This window comes from Billgrantia kenyensis (assembly GCF_013697085.1).
Taxonomy (GTDB): domain Bacteria; phylum Pseudomonadota; class Gammaproteobacteria; order Pseudomonadales; family Halomonadaceae; genus Halomonas; species Halomonas kenyensis.
Genome location: NZ_JACEFT010000009.1, coordinates 76,206 through 94,218 on the forward strand (window position 1 = coordinate 76,206; position 18,013 = coordinate 94,218).

18 protein-coding genes are annotated in these 18,013 nt (G+C 64.7%); 4 read left to right on the forward strand and 14 right to left on the reverse strand.

The genetic code is table 11. The features are described from left to right. Positions 1–31: 31 nt before the first annotated feature. Positions 32–1,639: a gamma-glutamyltransferase family protein gene (locus H1D44_RS09170; RefSeq protein ID WP_181514551.1), complete on the reverse strand. Its 1,608-nt coding sequence runs from the start codon at positions 1,637–1,639 to the stop codon at positions 32–34. 12 nt (positions 1,640–1,651) lie between these two features. Then, positions 1,652–3,880: a heavy metal translocating P-type ATPase gene (locus H1D44_RS09175; RefSeq protein ID WP_181514552.1), complete on the reverse strand. Its 2,229-nt coding sequence runs from the start codon at positions 3,878–3,880 to the stop codon at positions 1,652–1,654. 79 nt (positions 3,881–3,959) lie between these two features. Here H1D44_RS09175 and cadR point away from each other — a divergent pair, with 79 nt between their 5' ends. Next, on the forward strand, positions 3,960–4,406 hold the full coding sequence (gene cadR / locus H1D44_RS09180) for a Cd(II)/Pb(II)-responsive transcriptional regulator (protein WP_181514553.1): 447 nt from the start codon (positions 3,960–3,962) through the stop codon (positions 4,404–4,406). Positions 4,407–4,419: 13 nt separating this feature from the next. Next, on the forward strand, positions 4,420–5,037 hold the full coding sequence (locus H1D44_RS09185; RefSeq protein WP_181514554.1) for a cysteine peptidase family C39 domain-containing protein: 618 nt from the start codon (positions 4,420–4,422) through the stop codon (positions 5,035–5,037). Here H1D44_RS09185 and iadA read toward each other — a convergent pair. The 9 genes from iadA to H1D44_RS09230 all read right to left on the reverse strand — a co-directional run bounded on the left by iadA (position 5,034) and on the right by H1D44_RS09230 (position 13,228). Further along, a complete protein-coding gene (gene iadA / locus H1D44_RS09190) occupies positions 5,034–6,182 on the reverse strand; it encodes a beta-aspartyl-peptidase (RefSeq protein WP_181514555.1) in 1,149 nt (382 codons plus the stop codon). The two genes, H1D44_RS09185 and iadA, sit on opposite strands and share 4 nt — an antisense overlap. 63 nt (positions 6,183–6,245) lie before the next feature. Further along, positions 6,246–7,031 (reverse strand): transporter substrate-binding domain-containing protein, encoded by a 786-nt coding sequence (locus H1D44_RS09195; RefSeq protein ID WP_181514556.1) that lies wholly within the window; start codon positions 7,029–7,031, stop codon positions 6,246–6,248. A gap of 361 nt (positions 7,032–7,392) precedes the next feature. Then, entirely contained in the window at positions 7,393–8,160 is a 768-nt protein-coding gene (locus H1D44_RS09200) for a transporter substrate-binding domain-containing protein (protein WP_181514557.1), read from the reverse strand. Positions 8,161–8,238: 78 nt separating this feature from the next. Beyond that, positions 8,239–9,006: a transporter substrate-binding domain-containing protein gene (locus H1D44_RS09205; protein ID WP_181514558.1), complete on the reverse strand. Its 768-nt coding sequence runs from the start codon at positions 9,004–9,006 to the stop codon at positions 8,239–8,241. Positions 9,007–9,127: 121 nt separating this feature from the next. Beyond that, a complete protein-coding gene (locus tag H1D44_RS09210) occupies positions 9,128–9,859 on the reverse strand; it encodes an ABC transporter permease (protein ID WP_181514559.1) in 732 nt (243 codons plus the stop codon). Position 9,860: 1 nt separating this feature from the next. Further along, positions 9,861–10,562: an ABC transporter permease gene (locus tag H1D44_RS09215; RefSeq protein WP_181514560.1), complete on the reverse strand. Its 702-nt coding sequence runs from the start codon at positions 10,560–10,562 to the stop codon at positions 9,861–9,863. Positions 10,563–10,572: 10 nt separating this feature from the next. Then, positions 10,573–11,343 carry an ABC transporter ATP-binding protein gene (locus tag H1D44_RS09220; protein ID WP_181514561.1) on the reverse strand — a complete coding sequence of 257 codons (771 nt, stop codon included), beginning with the start codon at positions 11,341–11,343 and terminating at the stop codon, positions 10,573–10,575. A gap of 239 nt (positions 11,344–11,582) precedes the next feature. Then, entirely contained in the window at positions 11,583–12,569 is a 987-nt protein-coding gene (locus H1D44_RS09225) for a succinylglutamate desuccinylase (RefSeq protein WP_181514562.1), read from the reverse strand. 107 nt (positions 12,570–12,676) lie between these two features. Further along, complete coding sequence (locus tag H1D44_RS09230; RefSeq protein WP_181514563.1) at positions 12,677–13,228, reverse strand: lipocalin family protein; 552 nt, start codon at positions 13,226–13,228, stop codon at positions 12,677–12,679. Between the two features lie 106 nt (positions 13,229–13,334). On the opposite strand from H1D44_RS09230, the gene H1D44_RS09235 reads away from it, so the two are divergent. Together H1D44_RS09235 and wrbA are read left to right on the forward strand one after the other, a co-directional pair. Next, a complete protein-coding gene (locus tag H1D44_RS09235) occupies positions 13,335–14,234 on the forward strand; it encodes a class I SAM-dependent methyltransferase (protein ID WP_181514564.1) in 900 nt (299 codons plus the stop codon). Between the two features lie 115 nt (positions 14,235–14,349). Further along, positions 14,350–14,946: an NAD(P)H:quinone oxidoreductase gene (gene wrbA, locus H1D44_RS09240; protein ID WP_181514565.1), complete on the forward strand. Its 597-nt coding sequence runs from the start codon at positions 14,350–14,352 to the stop codon at positions 14,944–14,946. Between the two features lie 95 nt (positions 14,947–15,041). On the opposite strand, the gene H1D44_RS09245 is transcribed toward wrbA, so the two are convergent. The 3 genes from H1D44_RS09245 to H1D44_RS09255 form a co-directional block, all read right to left on the reverse strand. Further along, the gene (locus H1D44_RS09245; RefSeq protein ID WP_181514566.1) at positions 15,042–15,923 is read right to left on the reverse strand and encodes a PRC-barrel domain-containing protein; all 882 of its coding nucleotides are present in this window, start codon (positions 15,921–15,923) and stop codon (positions 15,042–15,044) included. Between the two features lie 269 nt (positions 15,924–16,192). Beyond that, the gene (locus tag H1D44_RS09250; RefSeq protein WP_181514567.1) at positions 16,193–16,540 is read right to left on the reverse strand and encodes a hypothetical protein; all 348 of its coding nucleotides are present in this window, start codon (positions 16,538–16,540) and stop codon (positions 16,193–16,195) included. 12 nt (positions 16,541–16,552) lie between these two features. Continuing rightward, positions 16,553–17,947 carry an FAD-dependent oxidoreductase gene (locus H1D44_RS09255; protein WP_181514568.1) on the reverse strand — a complete coding sequence of 465 codons (1,395 nt, stop codon included), beginning with the start codon at positions 17,945–17,947 and terminating at the stop codon, positions 16,553–16,555. Positions 17,948–18,013 lie beyond the last annotated feature (66 nt).

Genomic DNA, 18,013 nt, shown 5'->3' on the forward strand with positions numbered 1-18,013 from the left:
TGGCTTTTCAACGCCTGATCGTCTGCCGGCTCTACCACGAGAGAACGGCGCTATCACAGCGCGGCTCGGTGCCGCCACTCAGCACGCCTGAGGCGTTATCGCGCAGAATGATCTGACCGCGTCCGAAGCTGATCGAATCCGCTGTTTTCACGATCCGGTGGCCGCGTCGTGCCAAGGCCTGGGCGAGATGGTCCGGGAAGTGCGGTTCCACTTCGACTGTCCGCCCTTCGGTCCATTTCCAGCGCGGTAGGTCGAGAGCGGCTTGAGGATTCAGCCGATCTTCGAGCATGGAGGTGATCACCTGGACATGTCCCTGTGGCTGCATGTAACCGCCCATGACCCCGAAAGGCCCCACGGCTTCGCCGTTGTGGGTGATGAATCCGGGGATAATGGTGTGATAGGTACGCTTGCCTGGCGCCAAGACGTTGGCGTGCTCGGGGTCGAGGGAAAAAGTGCAGCCACGGTTCTGAAGACTTATCCCGGTACCCGGTATCACGATGCCCGAACCGAAGCCCATGTAGTTACTCTGAATGAATGACACCATGTTGCCGTCGTCGTCGGCAGTGGCGAGGTACACCGTGCCACCCTTGATCGGATTGCCGTGCTGGGGATGGAGTGCCTGCTCGCCGATCAGCTCGGCACGCGCCTGCAGGTAGTCGTCAGCGAGTAACCGTTCCACGCTCGCTTGCATGGCATCACGCTCGGTGATGTAGCGCTTCCCGTCCATGTAGCCGAGTTTGGTGGCCTCGATGCGCCGATGAAGAGTCTCTACCGGGTCCCGACTCTCCTCACCCAGGCGCTCGAGGATTCCCAGCGCCTGCAAAGCGATCAGCCCGCTGCCGTTGGGTGGGATTTCCCAGATGTCGTGGCCACGATAGCGGGTACTGATCGGCTCGACCCACTCGGGCTGGAAGGCGGCGAGGTCTTCGCGGCGCAGCAGGCCGCCATGCTCACGAAAGAAGGCATCGATCCGCTGGGCCAACTCGCCCTTGTAGAACGCCTGGCCGCGGGTCTCGGCAATGGCTCGCAGCGTGCTGGCGTGATCGGGTGCCGCCCAGCGTTCGCCAGGCCGGGGGGCGCGGCCATTGGGTGCGAAGGTATCGAACCAGGGCTGGAAGCTGCCATCGTCGTAGGGGCGGTAGTCTGCGCAAGCTTCCTCCCACATCAGGCTGACGATAGGCGAGACGGGGAAGCCGCTTTCCGCAATGGTGATGGCTGGAGCCAGCAAGTTGGCGAAGGGCAGCTTACCGAAGCGCTCGGAAAGGGCGGCCCAGGCGGCTGGCGCGCCGGGCACGGTGACGGGCAACAGGCCATGTTTCGGTATCTTGTCATGGCCCTGTGCCCTGATCGCCTCGATAGTTGCTGCCCGGGGGGCGGGTCCGCTGGCATTCAATCCATGTAGCTCGCCGTTGACCCAGACGATAGCGAAGGCGTCGCTGCCCAAGCCATTGGAGGTGGGCTCCACGACCGTCAGGGCAGCAGCGACAGCGATGGCAGCGTCCACGGCATTACCGCCCTGCTGCAAGACTTGAATGCCGACTTGTGCCCCGAGGGGTTGCGAGGTCGCGACCATACCGCGGCTACCGAACGTGACCATGCGTCGTGAAGGGCTTGGGTAGTAGTGGGCATCATGGTTCATGGGAAGGCTCCTTCATGGGCTGGGCTGGGCCGGGCTCTTGGCCTGTAGCTGCCGCTGTATTATACGGCCATGCCCCAGCAGGCGCAGGCCGTTGGCCACCACGATCAGGCTGGCGCCCATGTCGGCGAACACCGCCATCCACAGGGTGGCGTGGCCGGTGAAGGCGAGCACTATGAACACCGCCTTGAGGCCCAGGGCGATAGCGATGTTCTGCATCAGCACCCTGTGCGTACCCCGCGAGAGGCGCAGGAAGTCGGCCAGGCGGCGCGGGTCGTCGTCCATCAGCGCCACGTCGGCGGTCTCGATGGCGGCATCGCTGCCCAGTGCGCCCATGGCGAAACCGATATCGGCGCGGGCCAGTGCCGGGGCGTCGTTGATGCCATCGCCCACCATGCCCACCGGCCCCTGCTGAGCACGCGCTTCGATCATTGCCAGCTTGTCTTCCGGCAGCAGGGCGCCGTGGGCCTCGTCGATGCCGGCCTGGGTCGCCACCGCGGCCACGCTGGCCGGGGTGTCGCCGCTGAGCATCAGCGTGGTCACGCCCAGCCGGTGCAGCGCCTCGATGGCCTCTCGGCTCTCTTCACGCAGCGGGTCGCCGACGGCGAACAGTGCCAGTGGGCGCGCCTCTTCCCCGAGGATCACCAGCGTCTCGCCGCGAGCCTCGTGCTCGGCGAGATGCGCGTCGAGGGTTTCGTCCAGCGCGGCGAACTGCTGCATCAGGCGGCGGTTTCCGAGCCACAGCCTGCGCCCGTCGTGGCTTGCCACCACGCCGCGGCCGGGCAGTTCGCGCACGTCGCTCACTTCACACGGGGCGATATCATCGGCCTCGGCGGCGCGGGCCAGGGCCGCCGATACCGGATGCGAGGAGCGTACGGCGAGGCCTGCTGCCAGCGCTCGCAGGCGCTCACGGTCGAGCATGTCCAGCGCGCCGTCGAGCGGGTGCCAGGCCCGCTGTGAGGGGCGGCCCTGGGTCAGGGTGCCGGTCTTGTCGAAGGCGATGGCGACCAGGCGATGGCCCTGCTCCAGAAAGTTGCCGCCCTTGACCAGGACGCCCGCGCGGGCGGCGGCAGCCAGACCGCTGACCACGGTGACCGGAGTGGAGATCACCAGTGCACAGGGGCAGGCGATCACCAGCAGTACCAGGGCGCGGTAGATGCCGTCGAACCAGCTGACGCCGAACAGCCACGGCCAGGTGAGTCCCACCAGCAGGGCGATGGCGAACACCGCCGGGGTATAGACGGCGGCGAAGCGGTCGATGAAGCGCTGGGTGGGAGCGCGGCTGGCCTGGGCCTGCTCCACGGTGTGGATGATGCGCGCCAGGGTGGTGTCGCTTGCCGCTCGGGTGGTGCGATAGAGGAACTCGCTGCCCTGGTTGACGCTGCCGGCAAACACGTTCGCGCCGGGGGCCTTGTCCACCGGCAGGCTCTCACCGGTGATGGGCGATTCGTCCAGCGCCGGGTGACCCTCGGTCACGCTGCCGTCCAGCGCCAGGCGCTCGCCGGGGCGCACCCGTACTAGGCTATCCACGGCGACCTCGCTGGCCGCCACGCCGAGAAAGCTGCCGTCGGCCTGGCGCACGCTGACGCTCTCCGGTGCCAGCGAGAGCAGCTCGCGAATGGCATTGCGCGCCCGACCCAGCGAGCGCGCCTCGATGCGCTCGGCCAGGGTGAACAGCACCAGCACCATGGCGGCCTCGGCCCACTGGCCGATCAGCAGTGCGCCGGTTACCGCCACACTCATCAGGGCATTGATGTTGAGCGTGCGGTGGCGCAGGGCGATGAAACCCTTCTTCCAGGTCGGCAGGCCGACCAGGGCGATGGCCGTCAGCGCCAGCGCGGCGGCCAGCCACGGCTCGGCCAGTTCCAGCCAGTGGCTGACTTCGGCCGCCAGGGCCAGCAGCGCGGCGGCGCCCAGCTTCCACCAGTTCTCCGTGCTGCTGGCCGTCGGCGTGCGCTGGGCCGGATCGTGGCGCCGCGCGCTCATGCCGGTGGAGGCGATACGACGCTCGATGGTGTCTTCCATGACGTTTTGGTGATGCACCGTCAGCACGCGATTGACCAGATCGAAGTCGAGCCGCTCGATGCCCGGCGTGTCGCCCAGCGCCCGGCGCAGCAGCGCCTCTTCGGTGGGGCAGTCCATTGCCTCGATATGCAGGCGCAGCGACTGCGTGCCGGGCGGCGGCCGGTCGCTCTTCTGTGAGGCAGGCGCGGTGCAGCTCGAGCAACTGGTGTGTTCGGTCATGGCAGGACTCCGTGTCATCGTATAGGCTGATGACACACCCTGTAGCCACTATAGGGTCAAATCTTTTTCGAGGCCTCACATGAAAATCGGTGAGCTGGCCACCCGCACCGGCTGCGCGGTGGAAACCATTCGCTACTACGAGCGCGAGGGGCTGCTGCCCGAGCCCGCCCGCTCCAGCGGCAACTATCGCCTCTATGCGGAGCCCCATGCCGAGCGGCTGCGCTTCATCCGCCACTGCCGCACGCTGGACATGACGCTGGAGGAGATCCGCACCCTGCTCGATTATCACGACCGTCCGCGGTTGCCGTGCAACGCGGTGAACGGCTTGATCGACGAGCATCTGGCCCACGTCGAGGCGCGCATCGAGCAGCTTCAGGCGCTGCGCGAGGCTCTCGTTACCCTGCGCTCGCGCTGCAACGGCGAGACCGACTCCAGCCACTGCGGTATTCTCCAGGAGCTGGCCCAGCCGATAGAGGAACGGCTCGTGGAGCCGAGTCACGTACCGGGCCCCCACAAGGGCCATTGATCGAGAGACACCGATGTCGAACAAGGATGTTCCTGCGTACTACTCCCAGTGGGTTTCCAGCGAGCGTATTCCCGACCTGCTGGCCGGACGCCTGCACGCCGCCGACGATCCCCGCTGGGTCGAGTCCGGTGCTCCCAGCGCCGAGGCGTATGCGCGCTGGGCCTCGCATATCTGCGGCATGGCCTGCACCAAGATGCTGCTCGAGGAGCTGCGCGGCGTGCGGGCGAGCCTGTTCGAGCTGCTCGAAAGGTGCCGGGAGGTCGGCGGCTACGAGGTGTCGGAGGCGGGCATCAAGGGCCTCTACTACCGGCCCCTGGTGCAGCTGCTGAGGGAGCGTCACGCGCTGGCGGCCGAGGTCGTGGAGCACGTCGAGGCCGAGCGGCTGGTCGAATGGTTGGAGGAGGGGCACCGTGTGATCGCCTCGGTGCACCCTTCGATTCGCACACCCGAGCAGGACCCGCCGCAGCGGGGCGGGCATCTGGTCTATCTCTTCGGTTGCGACGAGAGTGGGCGTCTGCGCTTCCACAATCCCTCCGGCCTGCCCGGAGCGAATCAGGCGGACGCCCGCCTCGCGCCTGCGGTGTTCGAGCGTTTCTTCGCCGGACGCGGAATCCTGATACGACGCGGCTAGCCGCGTCGATACACCCGCCGGCCCAGGGCCCATACCTCGTCGATGGCCCACTTGCCCTCGCTCAATACCAGCAGGTCGGCGTCACGGCCGGGCTCGAGGCGTCCCTTGGCGGTGAGCTTGAGGGCGTCGGCGGCGTGAGCGCTGGCGGCGCCGACGGCATGCTCCAGCGGCACGCCGTGCTTCTCGATGCATTCGCCGACGACCTCGAACAGGCTGGCGAGGCGGCCGGGTTCGAGCCCGACGAAGCGGCGCTCGGCGTCAAAGCGCGGCAGCGAGGCATTGGCATCGGAGGAGAGCGTGATGCGTGACGGCTCGACGCGGGCATGCAGCGCGCGGGCCACGGCCTCGGCGGCGGGTACTTCGCCCCCGGCCAACAGCTCCGCGGTGGTGCTGGTAGTGAAGTCGATGCGCCCGCCTTCCCGGGCGAAGCGCAGGCCGTCCTCGAACAGCGCCGGGGTACGGTTGATGTGGGTGGGCAGGAACTGGGCGAGCGGAATGGCGCTACCTCGGGCCGCCTCGCGCAGCGGCTCCAGGTGAGTGGGGGCATCGCCGGTATGGATGAAGACGATACCCGACTTGCCCGCCAGCATGCCGGCGGTGCGTGCCTCGGCGGCCAGGCGCGCCAGCTCGAAGGCGGAGGGCTGCGAGCCGCGATGATCGCTGATCGCCACTTCGCCCAGGCCGATGAATTCGGGGATGAACAGGATGTCGCTGCCCACCGAGCCGGTCAGTGTCACCGGCGGCAGCTGGTAGGAGCCGGTGTAGCAGTAGGTGGTGAGGCCAGCTGCGGCGAGCTCTCGGGCCTTGCCCAGCAGGTTGGCCGGTGTCCGGGTCAGGGCGTCGGTGCCCAGTGCGCCAATCAACGTGGTGACCCCCGAGGCCAGGGCGTTCTCGAGCGTCAGTTCGGCGGTGCGGGTGCCGAAGCCACCCTCGCCGCCGCCGCCGATGAAATGCACCAGCGGGTCGACCAGGCCGGGGATGACCCGACGCCCCGCCAGGTCGATCTCCTCGATGGCCGGGCCGGCGGCAGGCATTGGCTGGTCGACCGGCACCACGGCGGCGAGGCGTGCGTCGGCGATCAGCAGATGGCAGAGCCCAAGGTTGCGTGGTGCATGCAGCTGGGCATTCTTCAGCAGGGTCAGCATTCCGGCTCCTCGTGAAGGCGAACGCCGACTATTGCCGGCGTTCGCGGAGAGTGTCGTTCTGGCTTAGAGCTTGATGTCGTAGTTGAAGTAGCGCTCCATGATCTCATCATAGGTGCCGTCTTCCTTGAGTGCGGCAAGCGCCTCGTTGAAGCGCTCCGCCAGCGCCTCGTCGCGCATGCGGAAGGCCACGCCGACGCCCTTGCCGAAAATGTGCTCGGGCTCCTTGATGAAGTCGCTGATGCGTTGAAACTGGCTTCCCTCGGTGTCGATACCCATGCTGGACTCCGCCACCGGGTAGTCCATGAAGGTGAGGTCGAGACGGCCTGCACGCATGTCGGTGACGACGTCGTCGGCGCTGGTGTAGCGACGGATTTCCACCAGGTCGCCGTAGAGCTCGCTGACGTAATTGTCCTGCAGCGTGGCGCGCTGCACGCCGACCACCAGCCCCTCGAGGCTGTCGCGGTCTTCGATGTCGATGTCGCGGTCACGCGTGGTGATCCAGGCGCTCGGGGTGGTGTAGTAGGGCTCGGAGAAGAGTACGCGCTCGGCACGCTCCTCGGTGATGGCCATGGACGACATGATGGCGTCGTAGTTGCGTGCCAGCAGGCCGGGAATGATGCCGTCCCAATCCTGCTCCACCCAGGTGCAGGTGACTTCCATGTACTCGCATGCGGCGTTACCCAGCTCAATCTCGAAGCCGGTTAGTTCACCATCCGGCTGACGGTACATGAAGGGCTCGTAGGGAATGTCGACGCCCAGACGGATTTCGGAATAGTCGCGGGCCTGGGCGGTACCGGCGGTCAGGCCGGCCGCCAGAGTGGCAGCCAGAATCATGTTGAGAGCACGCATGAGTCTTCCTCCTGGGAAGGTGTCGTTTTCAACGAGTTTTCATTGCCGAAGTCGGCAGGGTCGTCGCGATTCAGGCGCGACAAGGCACACGAGCGTTGCCATTCAGGCAAGGACGTGTCGATGGCCGGGCGTGCCGATGCGACCGGGAAGGCCGCGGGAAGGGGACTTATTCGTCGAACCACTCGCTGAGGTAGAAGCTGTCGAAGTAACAGCAATAGACCTCAGACATGGGCTGTGGGAAGCGATCGATCATGGACGGTGTCCTGATGCGTTTCGTACAGCATCGAATTTCCTGGATGTCGCGGCCCTTGTCAACCACCCGCCTCGACCGCTGCCGGCCAAGGCGGGAGGCCCTGTTACGCTAGTCCGTGAAATAACGGTCGTGGATCTCGTCGTAGGTGCCGTCTTCCTTGAGCGCGGCCAGCGCCTCGTTGAAGCGTTCCGCCAAGGCTTCGTCGCGGGGGCGGAAGGCGATCGCGATGCCGTCGCCGAAGTACTCGTAGGGCTCGCGAATCATCTCGCCAACCACGCGGTACTCGCTGCGCTCGCTGTCGAGCAGGGTGGTCTTGCCCACCGGGTAGTTGACGAAGACCAGGTCGAGACGGCCCGACTCCATGTCCAGCAGCATGTCGTCCACGCTGGAGTAGCGGCGTACGGAGGCCACGTCGCCGTAGAAGTCGGTGGCGTAGCTGTCCTGCAGGGTGCCGCGCTGCACGCCCAGGGTGCGTCCGGCCAGGCTCTCCTCCGAGGGCATCTCGATGTCGGTGTCGACGGGGCCGAACCAGGCCGAGGGCGGGGTAAAGTAGGCATCGGAGAACAGCACCTGGGCGCGGCGCTCCTCGTTGATGGTCATCGACGACATGATGGCGTCGTAATTGCGTGCCATCAGCCCAGGAATGATGCCGTCCCACTGCTGCTCGATCCACTCGCAGGTGATGCCCATCTGCTCGCACAGGGCATTGCCGAGGTCGATGTCGAAGCCGGTCAGTTCGCCATCCGGGGTGCGGTACTGCATGGGCTCATAGGGTACATCGACGCCGAAGCGGACGTGATCGTAGCTGTCACGGGCATGTGCCTGGCCGAAAACCAGCACCACGCCGGCCAGCGAGGCGAGAAAAGCGTTCTTCATGACAATCCCTTGTTATTGTCTTGGTTGGAGGCGCCGCGCCCAGGGGCGCGGCGCTCGAGCACTGACGCTTCGTCGAGCTTACTCTTCGCCGAAATAGCGCTCGTAGATCTCGTCGTAGGTGCCGTCTTCCTTCAGTGTGGCCAGGGCCTCGTTGAAGCGCTCGGCCAAGGCCTCGTCACGCGGACGGAAGGCGATGCCGAAGCCTTCGCCGAAGTACTCTTCCGGCTCGGTGACCATCTCGCCGACCACCTCGAACTCGCCTCTGTGGTTGTCGAGCAGCGTAGCCTGGCCGACGATGAACTCGAGGAAGACCAGGTCCAGGCGCTGGGCCTGGAGGTCCAGCACCATGTCATCGGCGGTGGAGTAGCGGCTGACGTTGGCCACGCGGCCGTAGTTGTCGGTGACATAGCCGTCGAAGGTAGTACCACGCTGTACGCCGATGCTCTTGCCGGCCAGGGTCTCCTCGTTGATCTCTTCGACATCGCTACCCGCAGGAGCGAACCAGGCACCGGGGATGGTGATATAGGGATCGGAGAAGAGCACGGTCTGGCGGCGCTCTTCATTGATCGTCATGGAGGACATGATGGCGTCGTAGTTGCGTGCCAGCAGGCCGGGAATGATGCCGTCCCACTCCTGTTCGATCCACTCGCAGGTCACGCCGATCTCGGCGCAGAGGGCATTGCCCAGGTCGATGTCGAAGCCGGTCAGCTCGCCGTCGGCGTCACGGTACTCCATCGGCTCGTAGGGGATATCGACGCCGAAGCGCACGTGATCGTAATCGCGAGCCTGTGCAGTTCCGGCAGCCAGGGCCAAGCCTAGCAGGGATACGGTAAACAGTTTTTTCATGGTTTGTTTCCCTTTGTAGTATTCGTGCACCGTTTCGGTGACGTCGCGCCTGAATTTAGCGCAGCTGCGCCGCGCTCGAAAGTCCCGATGCGCGGTTTTTCCAACGACTGTTTGACGTTGTTCAGTTGCCACCCTGCGGTTTGAGATGAGCCAACAGCCTCTTTTCCAGGTAGCGGAAAAAATAGAGGATGGCGAATGTCAGGCACAGGTAGATCGCTGCCGCGAAAAGGAAGGCTTCGAACGGCGCGTAGAAGCGCGCATAGACGAAGCGCGCCGCGCCGGTGAGGTCCATCAGCGTGACCACGCTGGCGATGGCGCTGGCGTGAAGCATGAAGATCACCTCGTTGCCATAGGCAGGCAGGGCACGGCGAAAGGCGCTGGGCAGTACGATGCGTCGCATCATCAGCCCCTGTGACATGCCGTAGGCTTTGGCTGCCTCGATCTCACCCCGCGGCGTGGCCTTGATCGCGCCGCGGAATATCTCGGTGGTATAGGCAGCGGTATTCAAGGTGAAAGCGATCAGTGCCGGGTAGAAGGCTTCGCGCAGGATCGGCCACAGGAAGGTCTGCTGGATGCCGTCGAAAAACACCACGCCGTAGTAGATGATGTAGAGCTGGATCAGCAGCGGTGTGCCGCGAAACACATAGGTATAGACATAGATCGGCAGGCTGATCCAGCGACGGTTCGAGCTGCGCCCGATGGCCAGCGGTATCGCCAGCACCAGGCCGGCGACCAGCGAAAGGAACACCAGCTGAGTGGTGACGACCAGCCCATCCCAGTAATAGGCGATGGTCTGGGGAGTAAAGATACGGTTGTCTGCAAGCAGCTCGTTGAGCCAGGCCAGGTTCTCCATCTCAATGCCCCCCGAAGCCGACGTTGTAGCGCTTCTGTAGCCTGGCGAACAGCCATTCCGACACGCTGGCGATCAACAGGTAGACGGCGGCCACCGGAATCAGGAAGGTGAACGGTTCGTGGGTGGCACGCGAGGCTTCGGCGGCCACACGCACCATGTCCGAGAGGCCGATCACCGACACCAGCGCGGTGGTCTTCAGTAGCACCATCCAGTTATTCGAGATCCCCGGTAGCGCATGGCGCATCATTTGCGGGAAGCGAATGCGCCGGAATACCAGCCAGGGACTCATGCCGTAGGCCTTGCCGGCTTCGATCTGGCCATGCTCGACGGCCATGAAGGCGCCGCGAAAGGTCTCGCCCATGTAGGCGCCGAAGATGAAGCCGATGGTGAGCACGCCGGCAGCGAAGGCATTCAGGTTGATGTACCAGTCCAGCCCGGTGCGGTCGTAGATGGCGTCGGTGACGACGTTGAGCGCCATCTGGCCGCCGAAGAACAGCAGCAGCATCAGCACCAGGTCGGGCACGCCGCGAATGATGGTGGTATAGAGCGTGGCCACCTTGTGCAGCAGCCAGCTGCGCGACATCTTTGCGCTGGCCGTGAGCAGACCCAGGACCAGGGCGAGAATCAGCGACAGTACGGCGAGCTGGAGGGTCACACCGGCCCCCTCCAGCAGCCGTGGCCCGTAGCCATGTAGATCGATCATGCGGTAACCCTCAATACTTCGGCGCCAGGAACTGCTTGAGCCGCGGCGAGGTGGGATTGACCAGTACCTCCTGGGGCGGGCCGGCTTCTTCGACGAGGCCCTGGTGCAGGTAGATCACCTGGCTGGAGACGTCTCGCGCGAAGCCCATCTCGTGGGTCACCACCACCATGGTGCGGCCCTCGTCGGCCAGGTCGCGCATGACCTTGAGCACGTCGCCAACCAGTTCCGGATCCAGCGCCGAGGTGGGCTCGTCGAACAGCATCACTTCGGGGTCCATGGCCAGGGCGCGGGCGATGGCCCCGCGCTGCTGCTGGCCACCGGACATCTGGGCGGGGTAGGCGTCGGCCCGGGCAGTCAGGCCGACTCGCTCGAGCAGAGCGCGGGCATGCTCGATGGCCTCCTTCTTCGGTTTGCCGAGCACATGCACCGGCGCCTCGATGATGTTCTCCAGCAGGGTCATGTGGGACCACAGATTGAAGCTCTGGAACACCATGGAGAGCCGAGCGCGCATGCGCACTACCTGCTTCCAGTCGGCCGGCTCGCGGCCGTGCCGGGTCTGCTTGAAGCGGATCTCCTCACCATGCACGATCAGGTCACCCTCGTCGGGCTGTTCGAGCAGGTTCATGCAGCGCAGGAAGGTACTCTTGCCGGAGCCGGAGGCACCGATCAGGGTGATCACGTCCCCTTTCCTGGCCTCGAGCGAGAGGCCCTTGAGGACTTCGGTATCGCCGAAGCGCTTCTTGATGTTGCGCACTTCGAGTGGAATCGGGGTATCGGCCATGAGACGGGCTCCAGGTCGGGACAGGTCGCCTGTGGCGACGGGCCGGTTCAATCGGGCAGGCTCGAAAAGGGGCGATTCTAACAGGCCTGGAGGCTTTGGGCAGTGTGGGGGCCGCTGCGTTCCATGAGAGGCGGTTCTGGAAGGAAAAATGTCTTGTGCATGGCAAGGCTCCTAATGGTTATTGTTGTGTTGCAGCGTCGTTGAAGTTTTCTTGTCGCCGATCATGCCGGCAGCAGCCGTCATTCCGGAGGCGGTACCGGGCAGGCCAGCAGGGCCGCACGGGCTCCTAGCTCCACCTTGGCATTGGGGAACACCACGCTCAGTGGCGTCTCCTCGACGATGACGTCGCCAGCTTCGCCATCCTCGGCGAGCCGCGTGCCAGGCGGAAATTCGCTGAAGTTGGGCGTGTCATCGGCAAAGCAGAGGCGAAAGTCCGGTGAGTGCCGCCGGATTTCGTGGGAGACACGGAAGAAGGCCATGCGGGCCGGGTCGCCTCCCCGCGGTTCTCGTCCCTCGAGCAGGGCTTCGAGCAGTCGGGCCATGGGCGCCAGCGGGGCCAGATCGTTGTGGCCGAACGGGGCGACGCGTCCCAGCTCCAGGGTGAAGGCCTGGGCCTGATGGTAGTGCTTGGAATAGTGGGAAAACGTCCAGCTGTGCTGATGTTGATGCAGCACCGCCTGGATACCCGCCTGTGCCAGCCAGCGCCACTGCTCGGGGCGGGTGACCGTTTCGGCGAAAGGGTCGACCACGAAACGCGGGTAGCGGCTGTCGCGGATCGCCGTGTGCAGGTCGTAGTGGAGGCGCTCATGCTCAGGGTGACGGGCGAAGAAGTCGTCCACGGCGCGCATCAGCAGCCGCGCGCGGTCCGGTTCCATGCCCGACTCGCCGAGGTCGTGGCGAAACAGGCGATTGAGATTGGTGTCGACATAGCGCTCGGCCCGGCGGATTGCTTCGAGGTTGCCCAGCAGTATCAGCACCGGAGCGCCAAGCGGCAGCAGTCCCGCTTCCACGCGGGCCAGGCACTGGCCGATCAGCTCGATGGGGGCAGTCTCGTTGCCGTGGATACCCACCGAAAGTACGCAAGCCCTGGCCGTCTCCCGGCACTCACTGGGAGTCAGCTCCAGAACGCCTGGCGCGTGAGGGGTATAGGTGCCGCCACGCACTCTGCCGCTGCGCGACTCAGGCCAGGTCTCTTCAAGGCTCAGCTCGATCCATTCCGACAGCATGCTGTATCCAGGGCGGTTGAGGGTCCTTGGCTACCTTCCTGCGCAGAGGCGGATATCTCAAGCTCAGGCGTCGGGCTGGTGAAAGCTCGGGTGCGATAATGAAACCCTCATTGGCGCCACGGCTCGCAGCGCTCGCCCTGATCAACCTCGATGAACTCCTCCACCGGAAAGGCCATGCGATCGGCTTGCTCCACCAGTTCGCGATGGACTTCGGGGTCGAGCTCCGGATCGCGTGCCAGGATCCACAGGTAGTCGCGGGTGGGGCCCGAGACCAGCGCCCAGCGGTAGTCATCGTCGAGCACCAGGACGTTATAGCCGCCAAAGAAGGGGCCGAAGAAGCTGACCTTGAGGTGCGCCACGTCTTCTTCCCTGACGAAGTAGGCGCGGCCCTCGGCTTGATCCACTTCACCCGCCGCCAGGTTGACGCCGCGGTTGATGACGCGAACGCCGCCATCCTCGCGCAGGGAGTAGTCGGCGGTGACGCAGTCCAGTCCACGCTCGAAGGAGTGGTCGAAGCGGGCAATCTCGTACCACTCTCCCAGGTAGCGTTCGAGCTCGAAGCCGGTCACTGGCTGGGTGCCCTTGGGCGTGCCTGTACACCCGCCAAGCAGAGTGGCGGTGAGCAGGAGGGGGACGATACGGTCTGGCCAAAGGGGCATGTCATGTCCTCGACGATCTGCGCTGTGGCAGACTTTGGTGCAATGGGGGCGCGGGCGGGCCGGGCCTAAGCTGGCACCTTGCCATCCTGACGGCGAGGAGCCCGATATGCCAAACGAATACGGATATGATTCCCTCGGCTATGCCCGTCAGCTCAATGCCCACTACGATGCCGAGGTCGACCGGGACGGCGGCGACTTGCTGCAGCGCTTGCGGCAAGCCTTCATTGTCGCTGGATGCGATCCGGACAGCTTGAGCCTGGACGATGTGGCCGGCATCGACCAGCTCCACCTTGGTGGGCGCAGCGCCAGCCGTGCCCTGGCGTCTCTGGGCGGGCTCCAGGGGGGTGAAAGGGTGCTTGATGTTGGCTGCGGCACGGGGGGGGCGAGTCGCTTGCTTGCCGCCGAGTATGGCTGCGACGTAGTCGGGGTGGATATCACTGCGGCTTTCATCGAGGTTGCCAATTGGCTCAGCGCGGCGACCGGTCTGGCTGGGCACACCCGCTTCCTGTGCGCAGACGCGGCCAAGGTGCCGCTTCAGACTGCGAGCCTCGAGGTCGTGTGGTGTCAGCATGCACTGATGAACATGCCCGATGTTCCTCGGGTGCTCGGTGAGTGGCAGCGTCTGCTCGTGCCCGGTGGGCGTGTCCTGCTGCATGAGGTGGTGGCCGGCGACAATCCCGAGCCGTTGGCTCTGCCGGTACCTTGGGCGCGCAGTCATGCCACCAGTCACCTGCGTCACCGGGTGCAGCTCGAGCGGGCCATGGCACTGGCCGGCTTCGAGCCGCAGCGAGTGGATGATGTCACCGATGCGGCCCTCGCCTGGCGGCAGACCCATAGCCGTCGCGAGAGCCAGGCCGCGGAACAGGGGCAGTCAGCCTCTTGCCTGCCTGGGCCGGCACTGATCTTCGGCGCTGTATTTGCCCGGATGGGGCGCAACCTGCGCGACAACCTGGCCGCCGGGAGGGTGCGGATTCTGCAGGGAGAGTGGCGGGGGTCACGACGATAATTTCGAAACGCCTGGACGAAATGCTTCGCTTTTCTTCATTCGGAGACTTTCTATGCTGGAGGCACTCACCGACCCAGATCGGTGTTTGGAAAGCCACGATGAAAGGAGGCAGATGATGACCAAGGTGCTCGTACTCTATCACTCCATGTACGGCCACATTCACACCCTGGCCCAGGCCGTGACGGAAGGCGTCCATCAGGTGGCTGGCGCCAAGGCCGACATGAAGCGCGTTCCCGAGACGATGGATCCCGAAGCCTTCGCCCAGGCAGGCGGCCAGCATTTCGACACTCCCGAGGCCTCGCCCCAGGATCTTGCCGACTACGACGCGGTGATATTCGGTACCCCTACGCGTTACGGCAACATGAGTGGGCAGATGCGTACCTTCCTCGACCAGACCGGAGGTCTGTGGGCCAAGGGGGCGCTACGCGGTAAGGTCGGTAGCGTCTTCACCTCTACCGGCACCGGCGGCGGCAACGAAACCACCATTCTCACGTCCTGGACCACCCTGGCCCACCAGGGCATGCTGATCCTGCCGATTGGCTATGGTCTCGAGTCGCAGTTCGATATCTCCAGCGTCCAGGGCGGTTCTCCTTATGGAGCCTCGACGCTGGCCGGACCCGATGGCAAGCGCCAGCCCACCGAGCACGAGCTGGAGCTGGCTCGCCTGCAGGGGCGCAGTGTTGCCGAGGTAGCCGCCAAGTTGGCGGCCTGAACGACAGCCTGAAACAGGCAGGCGCGGCAGAAGCCGCGCCTGTTGTTTTCTCGCCGACCCGGCCACGGTGGCCGAGGTAAGAGTGAAGTCAGCGATCAGTTCATCTGTTGGGCTTCGTCCAGGTTCTCGTCTCCATCCAGCTCCTCGAAGTTGTCTTCGTCGAGGTCGTCGCCAGCGCGTTCGCCGCTGCGCGATTGCAGGATGACTTCGCCTTCGGAGCGGATCTCCAGGTCCTGAACGGGATAGGCCATTTCATCCTCGCCGAAGCCGAGGAAGCCTCCTTCACTGATGATGGCGTAAGTCTCGTCACTCTCGGTGTCGCGGACCACGCGGTCGACATCACCGACCTCTTCGCCGTCCTGGGTCACCACATCGCGGCCTTCCAGGTCGCTTACCTGCATGTCCTGGTCAGCCTGGTCCTGGCCGTCGTCCAACAGGCCGTCCTGGTCGCGATCCTCGTCGGCGGCCTCGTCGTCCTCATGACGCATTTCGGCGGTGGCATCATCGGCCTCTTCCACCTGCACGTCCGCCTCGCCTTCCTGCTCGACGGTGACTTCGGGCTCGGCCTGGTCAACCTCGACATCGGGCTCAGGCTGCTCGATGGTCACATCGGGTGACTCCTGCTCGACGGTCACCTCGGGTGGCTCTTGCTCGACCTCGACTTCGGCCGGATCCTGGTCGACCTCGATGTCGGTGGTATCGTCGGCACCCTCGGCATCCAACTCGCCTTCCTGCTCGGCCTCGAAGTCATCATCGTCATCGTCGCCATAGGGCTGTTGGCCCTGATCCTGCGGATCGAAGCCGGTCTCGCCAGGTTCACCCGCTTGCTCTCCGTTGAACTCCGCCTGATCCTGGGCGTCTTCATCAGTCATTTGCTGCTGCTCGCCCTGCTGTGCCTCTTCTTCCTGGGCAAGGACGCCGTGAGCCAAGCCAGTGCTCAGGGCGCCTACTGCGATGGCAATTGCTGTCCTTTTCATGCCGTACCTCCTTTTCATTACGCGTTGCCCTAGTGAGCTTGCATTCATCAGGCTAGACAACGATTCGGCACAATGAGCCTGCACTTACCGGGAGGTAACGAAACAAATCAGGCTGTCACCGGGGAGCGGTTTGGCGACATGAGCAGGAACGTCCGCTGCGTCGATGCATCTACCACGAGGATGGCCAGGCAGAAAAATGCCCCGCCACGAAGAAATGGCGGGGCGCTCAGGCTGCAACGTTGCTGGCCGACTGCGACGGCCGAGCTGGTTCAGGGCGGGCTTGGCTGGCGCACGCGCAGCAGGTAGCTGAGCGGGCTCAGCACCAGCCAGGCAATCACGGCCAGCCCGATCACGGCACCGATCAGCGCGGCCCAGTCGAAGACGGTGGCCACATAGGTCAGGCTTGAATTGGTGAACAACGGAATCCACCACAGCCCGGAAAGACCGATGGCAATCGCCGCCAGGTTGGCTCCCAGGCAACGGTAGCCGAGGAGGCGGTAGCCGCGTAGGTGCGCCAGCACCTGAACGACCACCAGCAGCAGCAGGCCGGTCACCATCAGCCACAGGAAGGGGGCCAGGGCGTACCAAAGAATGGTAAGGGCTCCAGTCACGGTCATGTCGACATCTCCTCAGGCCTGGCCTTCCAGAACGGCATAGTACGCGGGCTGCAGCATGCGATCCTTCATGACCCAAGCTGCCCAGGATTCATCCCTGGGATCGATGAAGGGGAAGGAGGGCAGGAAGGCGAAGTTGTCCTCGTAGCCAAATTCCACCAGCATCGCCTTGCCGATACCGGTGATCATCGGGCAGGAGGTATAGCCGTTGTGACGCAACGGCAGCGCCTGGCCCTGGATCTGAGCTATCAGGTTGGCTTCGACCACCGGCGCCTGGGCCTTGACGCTTGCCGCGGTCTTGTTGATCGGGGCGCCAATCACGTCGCCGATACCGAAGACCTCCGGATAGCGATTGTGCTGCAGAGTGTAGATGTCCACGTCCAGCCATTCTCCGCGGAACGGACCGTCCTGGGCGATCAGGTCGCTGGCCTTGACGAAATCCGGCGCGCTCATCGGCGGGACCACGTGGATGAAGTCGTAGTCGGTGACTACCTTGCGTTCACCCTCTGCGGAGAACTCCGCTTCGCGCAGCTCGTGGTGCGAGGTGAACTCGCTGTCCGGTCCGACGAAAGTGAACTCCGCTTCCCGTGCCTGCGGATCGATCGCCGATATACGGTAATGGTGGCGGCGGGTCACGCCCTGGTCATCGAAGCGTTGCTTGACGAAGTCGTTGACGTAGGGCTGGGAGAAGAGCCCGGCACCCGGTGCCATGAACTCTACCTGGAAGGCATCACGCCGCCCGCTGGCTTCGAGGCGCGAAAGGGTGGTGAAGGTCATCTTCAAGGGAGCGCCGGCGCATTTCACTGGCGTGGGAGCTGCGGTGAAGATGCCCTTGCCGCTGCCTTGGGCGATCCAGCTGTCGATGGCGTCCCGGGTGCGGGCGGCGCCCTCGATGCTGGCGTACACGCTACCGATGCCGTGGCTGCCGACCAGGTCGGGAGACATCCCATCGATCAGGTGGTAGTTGAGCTGAAGCCCGGTGGCGACGACGAGATAGTCATAGTCGAGCTGCGAGCCATCTCCCAGCTCGACCTTGCGGTTGGCGGCGTCAATACCGGCGGCGGGCTGTCGCACCCAGTCCACGCCGCCGGGAACGAAGCGGGAGTTGGGCCGCATGGTCTTCTCGGGCCGCCACACGCCCGAGGCCACCAAGGTCCAGCCGGGCTGGTAGTGGTGTACCTCGCGGGGCTCGACCAGGCTGATGCGGGCTCCGTCGAGACGGCGAGAAAGACGGTTGGCCATGGCCATGCCGCCAGCCCCGCCGCCGATGATGACGATTCGGGCATTGGTGGAAACGGACCGGGCTTGAAGACCGGAAGAGTAGAGAAGCCCGGCTGCACCGGCGCCAGCACTCAGCTTGAGGAACTGGCGCCGATCCAGGCGTGACGGATCGCGAGCGTGTCGGGACATGTGAGGCGAGTCTCCTGCAGGTTTGGCTAATGTTCTTGTTATATGCTTATAACTCTAGCCATTCCT